A 7,276-nucleotide genomic window follows, 5' to 3' on the forward strand; every position below is an offset into this window, starting at 1 on the left:
TGCTCTTGGCCGGTCAGTCGCAGCAAGCGCGGATCATGCGCCCGGACCGGTACCCGAATCGGTCAGAGGGCCATCCAGCGCACCATTGGTTTTCCTCACCAGCGCCTCGAAGTCCGCCACAGGCACCGGCGGGCTCAGCAAATAGCCTTGCCAGGCGTGGCAGTTGTGGCGGGCCAAAAACTCGCGCTGGGCCTCCGTCTCCACGCCCTCGGCAATCACCCGCAGACCCAGGCTGGTGCCCAGGGCCACCACCGTGCGCGCAATGGCGGCGTCGTTGGGGTCGGTGAGAACGTCGCGCACAAAGCTCTGGTCGATCTTGAGCTGGTCGAGCGGCAGGCGCTTGAGGTACGACAGTGACGAGTACCCGGTGCCAAAGTCGTCCAGCGAAAAACCCACACCATAGGCCTTGAGCTGGCCCATCTTGTCGATGGTGTCTTCGACGTCCTGCAGCAGCAGGCTTTCGGTCATCTCGAGCTTGAGCTGGCGCCCATCAGCCCCCGAGCCCGCCAGCGACGCCAGCACTTGGGGCACAAAACCGGTCTGGTGAAACTGGCGCGGGCTCACGTTGACGGCCAGGCTCAGCGCGGCCAGGTCGGGCTGGCGCGCCCAGAACGCCAGGCGCTTGCACGCGGCCTGCAGCACCCATTCGCCCAGCGGCAGGATGAGCCCGGTGTCTTCGGCCAGCGGGATGAAGTGCACGGGCGAGATAAAACCATTGAGCGGATGGCGCCATCGCAGCAGCGCCTCGGCCCCGGTGATGCGGCCGTGGTCGATCTGCGGCTGGTAATAAAGCTCAAACTGCCCCTGGGCCAGGCCCACGCGCATGTCCAGCTCCAGCGCCGCGCGGGCCGTCACGGCGGCCTGCATCTGGGGGTCGTAAAAACGCAGGGTGTCGCGCCCAGCGTCCTTGGCCTGGTACAGGGCCAGGTCGGCGCGTTTGAGCAGTTCGTCCACCGTCTCGCGCATGTCGCTGAAGATGGTGATGCCCATGCTGATGGAGCTGTGGTGCTCGCCCCCATCCAGCTCATAGGGTTCGCGCAGCACGGCCAGAATGCGCTGGCCCACCTCTTCGCTGCGGGCGGCTGCGTCTTCTGGGCTGTCGCCCAGATCTTCCAGCACCACCACAAACTCGTCGCCGCCCTGGCGGGCCACCGTGTCGTCCTCGTGCACGCAGCTGCGCAGGCGATGTGCCACGTGCTGCAGCAGCATGTCTCCCCGGTCGTGGCCGCGGGTTTCGTTCAGGGTCTTGAAGTTGTCCAGGTCCAGCATCAGCAAGGCGCCGCTGCGGTGGTGGCGTGCGCTGGTGGCCAGGGCGTGTTGCAGGCGGTCCATCAGCAGGCGCCGGTTGGGCAACCGGGTGAGCGGGTCGTAGTACGCCAGCGAATTGATTTCTTCTTCGGCCGCCTTGCGCTGGCTCAGGTCCTGCATGGTGATCAGGCGGCCGCCGTCGACAAAAACGCCTGACACCTCGACAGGCCTGCGCTGGCCGTCGTTGCACAGGATGGTGTATTCAGCAGAAGGAATGATGCCACTGCCGTCGGCAGCGAGCTCGTCGGAGGCACGCCACATCTGGCGGGTGGTGTTGCGCTCCACGGGGTCGGGGTAGGCGCGGGTCCACCAGGTATCGCTGTCAGGCACGTCCTCCTGGGTATAGCCGCAGATGTCGATGTACCGCTGGTTCATGAAACCGATACGGCCGTCGTTTTGCACCAGGCACAGCCCCACCGGCAGGCGCTCCAGAATGCTACGCAGGCGCTGCTCGTTGGCGCGCAGGTTCTCTTCCATGCGCTTGCGCGACGTGATGTCCTGCACTACTGCAATGTGGTAGTCGCCCTTATCACTGGGCGACCACATCTGCGACACGGTGAGGTCCACCCACACCACATGCCCCAGTTTGTGGATGTAGCGCTTTTCCAGCCGGAACTCGGGGGTCTCTCTGCGCTTGAGGCGCTCCAGCTGCACCAGATCGCCTGCCACATCTTCCGGATGCGTGATGGCCTGAAAGTTGAGCGCCAGCATCTCTTTGGGGGTGTAGCCCACGATGTCAGCAAAGCGCTGGTTCACGCGCACAAACCGGCCACTGTGTGCCGCCAGTTGGGCGACGCCCATCGTGGCCTGATCGAACAGGGCACGAAACCGCTCCTCGCTCTCGCGCCGAGCGTCATCAGACACCTGGGCGCGGGCCAGTGCCAGCGTCCGCTGGCGCACCAGCAAGCCCACGGTGGTGGCCAGCAGCAGCGACATCAGCACGCCCACCAGCCCGGCCAGCAGGGGCAGACGGGACTCGGAAGGCGACAGGAATGAGCGCGTGGGATAGAAGGTCAGCCGCCAACGCCGGTCATGCACCACCAGGTCGCGCACGTACGGTTCGGCCCCCGCCAGCGGGGTGGAGGTCTGCTGCAGCAGCGGGCGCACAGTCGTGTCGCCGGTGCCCAGCCGCACGGGTCCGTAGTCGGACATGGCCACGGTGATTCCGTTGAGGAAACCCTGGCTGGCCAGCCCCTGTACCAGGTCGTACACACGGATGGTGGACGCCACCGCGCCCACAAATCGCTGCTCGGCCGTACCCGCCGTGGGGTCGAACACAGGCACGCGGATCACGATGCCTGCGCGGTGTGACGCTTCCTGCATCAGGTCAAAAGGGGCGGACACCACGGTCTGGCCGCTGTCGCGGCTGTAGTGCATGGCGGCCAGGTTGGTGGGCTGCACGCTGATATCCAGGCCCAACACATCCTCGTTGCCGTTCATGGGCCACAGGTACTCGGCCACAAAGTACTCGGGCCTGTCGCCCGGCGGGTGGATGGCAAAGTCCGGCAGGCCCTCCGGCGACAGCGATGTGTCGGCCCGCACACGGGCCTCAAACGCGGCCTTGTCGGCGGCGGGCACCCAGCGGGTGAACGACAGGTTACGCACCCCCGGGTAGCGCTGGCCCACCTCGATCTCGCTGGCGGCGCGCTCAAAGTCCAGGCGCGACAGTTGCGGGTTGGCGGTGAATAAACCCCGCAAACCATTGACGACTTCGGTGTGGCCCGCAATGCGCTGGGACAGCGTGTCAGCAAACGCGCGCGCCTCTTGAATAAACCGCGCCTGCTGGATCTGCGCCACCGAGTCGGCTTGCTGCTGAGCAACACCCCAGCTGAGCAGGAGCCCGATCACAGCCACACCCAGGCCAGACACCCAGTGTCTGTAACGGCCTGTTTGCAGCAGCTTCGCGAGGGGAGGATAAGTCAGGGGGGACAGACTGAAGGCCTTTGCATTGCCAGCCGGACGTTCCGACAGCACGGGAAATGCGCAGGATAGCGGGAATATAGGCCCCGGGACACCAACATATGGTTACGGCCCCACTTTTTAGTAAAAAGTGCCTCTAGCGCAACACCATCAAGCGCCACCAGCTATGAAATGATGAGCATATTCTGTGACCGGCTGGTCGCTCTCTCTACCCGCGAGGAAGAACTTCTGCCACCGGGTACGGCGCAAAGCGGCTGCGGTTCTCATTCACATCCAGCGCTCGCCCAATGGGCGGAAACGCGCGCTGCGGGCAGGCATCGCGTTCGCACACCTTGCAGCCCATGCCGATGGGCACGGCGGCCTCCGGGTTAGCCAGGTCCAGCCCGCGCGAGTACACCAGCTGCTGGGCATGGCGGATGTCGCAACCCAGCGCCACCGAGAACTCCTTGCCCGGCACGCCCCACCCGCCCCCGCTGCGCGCCACAGTGCGCGCCACCCACAGGTAGGCCCGCCCGTCCGGCATGCGCGCCACCTGCGGCACGATGCGCCCGGGCTGGGCAAAGGCCTCGTACACATTCCACAGCGGGCAGGTGCCGCCGATCTTGCTGAAATGAAAGTGCGTGGCCGACTGCCGCTTGCTGATGTTGCCCGCGCGGTCCACCCGGATGAAGAAGAACGGCACACCGCGCGCACTGGGGCGCTGCAGGGTGGACAGGCGGTGGCACACGGTCTCGAAGCCCACGCCAAACTGCTGGCCCAGCCGGTCGATGTCGTAGTGCGCCGCTTCGGCTGCCCGCAAAAAGGCCGTGTAGGGCAGCACCAGCGCCCCCGCAAAGTAGTTGGCCAGACCGATGCGCGCCAGCGCCCGGGCCTGGTCGCTCGACAATCCGGCAGCGTCGGCAATGCGCTGCAGCTCGGCGCCCTGCTCCAGAAACGCCAGCTGCGTGGCCATCTGAAACGCGCGCTGCCCGCGCTCCAGCCCTGCCGCCAGCTGCAGAACACCGGTGTCGGCGTGGAACACGCGCTGTGCCTGGCCAGGCAGGTCGGCCACATCCACCACGCGCACCCTGTGGGCCGCGAGCAGGCGTTGGGCCAGTGCTTCGTCAGCACGGCCGGGCAGCAAGCCCCATTCAGCGGCACATCGCTCGGCGGCGTCGTCCAGCTCGGCGATGTGGTTTTGGCGTGCAAAAAAGAAGTCGCGCACTTCTTCATAGGCCATGGGTGGGTGGTGGACCATGCCGCCCTCCCCGCCCCGGTCATTGCCCAGGGCGGCCAAGCGCTCCAGCGCCTGTCGATGCCGCTGGTGCAGCGCCAGCAGCGTGCGCGCCACAGCGGGCATGCCCGCAGCCAGCTCGCGGATCTCGGCCAGCGAGACAGCGTCGCCCGCGCCCTCCCCGCCCACACCGGCAGGCAGGTCAGCCAGCACCTCGCGCAGGCCGGTGATGAGGCGCGCCTCGTCGTCGTCCGAAAACCGCTGCACATCCACGCCGAACACGGCATTGATCTTGAGCAGAACGGGCACCGTGAGCGGGCGCTGGTTCTGCTCCAGCTGATTGAGGTAGCTGGCCGACAGGTCCAGCGCCCGGGCCAGCGCCACCTGGGTCATGCCGCGCTCTTCGCGCAGGCGGCGCAGACGCACGCCCATGAAGGTTTTTTTCATCGTTTCTTTCACTGTGTGGTGGCGCCATTCATTCGCAAAATTTGCAAATTGCTGCCGGCAACTTCGCAATCATTCGCCAATTCAGCCCTTACGGAGGGATGCCATTGTGCGTAAATTGCGAAGCATGACAACCCCCAGCGGCACCGTCGAACTGACGGAAATCGTCTTCCCCGCCGAAGCCAACCACTACGGAACGCTGTTTGGCGGCAACGCCCTGCAGCTCATGGCCAAGGCGGCGTTTCTGGCCGCACGCGGTGCCGCAGCGCGCGACGTGGTGATGGCGGGCGTGACCGATGTGTGCTTTCTGGCCCCGGTGCCCGTGGGCCATGTGCTCACGCTGCGCGCCTGGGTCAGCCGCATGGGCCGCAGCTCGCTCACCGTGTGTGTGACGGGCCTGTCCGCCACGCTGGGCTCGCCACCTGAAGAGGTGCTCAAAGGGATTTTTGAAATGGTGGCGGTGGATGGCAACGGCCGCCCTGCCCCCATCACTGACGCTTATCTGAACCAGGAGACCGCATGACCACCAGCACCACAACCACCACCGCAGACACCCCGGGCTTCAAGCCCAAGAAGTCCGTCGCGCTCTCGGGCGTGACGGCGGGCAACACCGCCCTGTGCACCGTGGGCCGCACCGGCAACGACCTGCACTACCGGGGCTACGACATCCTCGACATTGCCGAGGTCTGCGAGTTTGAGGAGATTGCCCACCTGCTGGTGCACGGCAAGCTGCCCACGCGCGCCGAACTCCGGGCCTACAAGGCCAAGCTCAAGGCCCTGCGCGGCCTGCCGATGAGTGTGAAGCAGGCACTGGAACAGTTGCCCGCCGCCAGCCACCCCATGGACGTGATGCGCACGGGCGTCTCGGCCCTGGGCTGCGCGCTGCCTGAAAAGGATGACCACAACCTGCCCGGAGCGCGCGACATTGCCGACCGGCTCATGGCATCGCTGGGCTCCATGCTGCTGTACTGGCACCACTGGGCCAGCTCGGGCCGTCGCATCGAGGTGGAGACGGATGACAACTCCATCGGCGCGCACTTCTTGCACCTACTGCATGGTGCCAAACCCAGCGCGGCCTGGGAGCGCGCCATGCACACCTCCCTCAACCTGTATGCCGAGCACGAGTTCAACGCCAGCACCTTCACCGCCCGCGTGGTGGCCGGCACGGGCAGCGACATGTATTCGGCCATCACCGGCGCCATTGGCGCGCTGCGGGGCCCCAAGCATGGGGGCGCGAACGAGGTGGCTTTCGAGATCCAGAAACGCTACGACAGCCCGGATGAGGCTGAGGCCGACATCCGCCGCCGCGTGGAGGCCAGGGAGGTGGTCATTGGTTTTGGTCACCCGGTCTACACCGTGAGCGACCCGCGCAATGTGGTCATCAAAGGCGTTGCGCACAACTTGTCGCAAGAGGCTGGCAGCACCAAGATGTATGACATTGCCGAGCGGCTGGAGACCGTGATGTGGGAGGTCAAAAAGATGTTCCCCAACCTCGACTGGTTCAGCGCCGTGAGCTACCACATGATGGGTGTGCCCACCGCCATGTTCACGCCGCTGTTCGTCATTGCACGCACCAGCGGCTGGGCGGCACACATCATCGAGCAGCGGCAGGACAACAAGATCATCCGGCCCAGCGCGAACTACACCGGGCCCGAAGACCTGGCGTTTGTGCCGATCCAGGACCGCAAATAAAAATCAAGACGACCCAGTACCCAGCCCCATGGCCATGAACACCCTGTACCGCAAGCAACTGCCCGGCACGCAGCTGGACTACTTCGACGCCAGCGCCGCTGTCGAAGCCCTGCAACCCGCCGCCTGGGCTACCCTGCCCTACACCGCCCGGGTCTACGCCGAAAACATCGTGCGCCGCGCCGATCCGGCCACCATCAACGACTGCCTGTACCAGCTTATCGAGCGCAAACGCGACCGCGACTTCCCCTGGTACCCGGCGCGCGTGGTGTGCCACGACATCCTGGGCCAGACGGCGCTGGTGGATCTGGCGGGCCTGCGCGATGCGATTGCCAAGGAGGGCGGCGACCCGGCCCAAGTGAACCCCGTGGTGCCAGTGCAGCTCATCGTGGACCACTCGCTAGCCGTGGAGTGTGGCGGGTTCGACCCCGATGCGTTTGCCAAGAACCGCGCCATCGAAGACCGCCGCAATGAAGACCGCTTTCACTTCATCGAGTGGACCAAAAAAGCCTTTGCCAATGTGGATGTGATCCCGGCGGGGAACGGGATCATGCACCAGATCAATCTGGAAAAAATGTCGCCCGTGGTCCATGCCGACCGGGGCGTGGCCTACCCCGACACCTGCGTGGGCACCGACAGCCACACACCGCATGTGGACGCCCTGGGCGTGATCGCCATCGGCGTGGGCGGCCTGGAGGCCGA

General features: G+C 65.7%; 5 protein-coding genes. 3 read left to right on the forward strand and 2 right to left on the reverse strand.

What is annotated here, in order from left to right; genetic code table 11:
- Positions 1-33: 33 nt before the first annotated feature.
- Together ACK4OE_RS18710 and ACK4OE_RS18715 are read right to left on the reverse strand one after the other, a co-directional pair.
- Positions 34-3,177 (reverse strand): EAL domain-containing protein, encoded by a 3,144-nt coding sequence (locus tag ACK4OE_RS18710; protein ID WP_409886913.1) that lies wholly within the window; start codon positions 3,175-3,177, stop codon positions 34-36.
- Positions 3,178-3,436: 259 nt separating this feature from the next.
- The gene (locus ACK4OE_RS18715; RefSeq protein ID WP_409886914.1) at positions 3,437-4,888 is read right to left on the reverse strand and encodes a short-chain fatty acyl-CoA regulator family protein; all 1,452 of its coding nucleotides are present in this window, start codon (positions 4,886-4,888) and stop codon (positions 3,437-3,439) included.
- 124 nt (positions 4,889-5,012) lie between these two features.
- Here ACK4OE_RS18715 and ACK4OE_RS18720 point away from each other — a divergent pair, with 124 nt between their 5' ends.
- The 3 genes from ACK4OE_RS18720 to ACK4OE_RS18730 form a co-directional block, all read left to right on the forward strand.
- Positions 5,013-5,408 carry an acyl-CoA thioesterase gene (locus ACK4OE_RS18720; RefSeq protein ID WP_409886916.1) on the forward strand — a complete coding sequence of 132 codons (396 nt, stop codon included), beginning with the start codon at positions 5,013-5,015 and terminating at the stop codon, positions 5,406-5,408.
- On the forward strand, positions 5,405-6,577 hold the full coding sequence (prpC, locus tag ACK4OE_RS18725; RefSeq protein ID WP_409886918.1) for a 2-methylcitrate synthase: 1,173 nt from the start codon (positions 5,405-5,407) through the stop codon (positions 6,575-6,577). The genes ACK4OE_RS18720 and prpC overlap by 4 nt, the downstream gene beginning before the upstream one ends.
- Before the next feature lie 34 nt (positions 6,578-6,611).
- Positions 6,612-7,276, forward strand: a 665-nt coding sequence (locus ACK4OE_RS18730; protein WP_409886922.1) for an aconitase family protein, incomplete at its 3' end; no start/stop codon positions are given.

The sequence above is a fragment of the Acidovorax sp. genome (assembly GCF_046314175.1).
Taxonomy (GTDB): Bacteria; Pseudomonadota; Gammaproteobacteria; order Burkholderiales; family Burkholderiaceae_C; genus Acidovorax.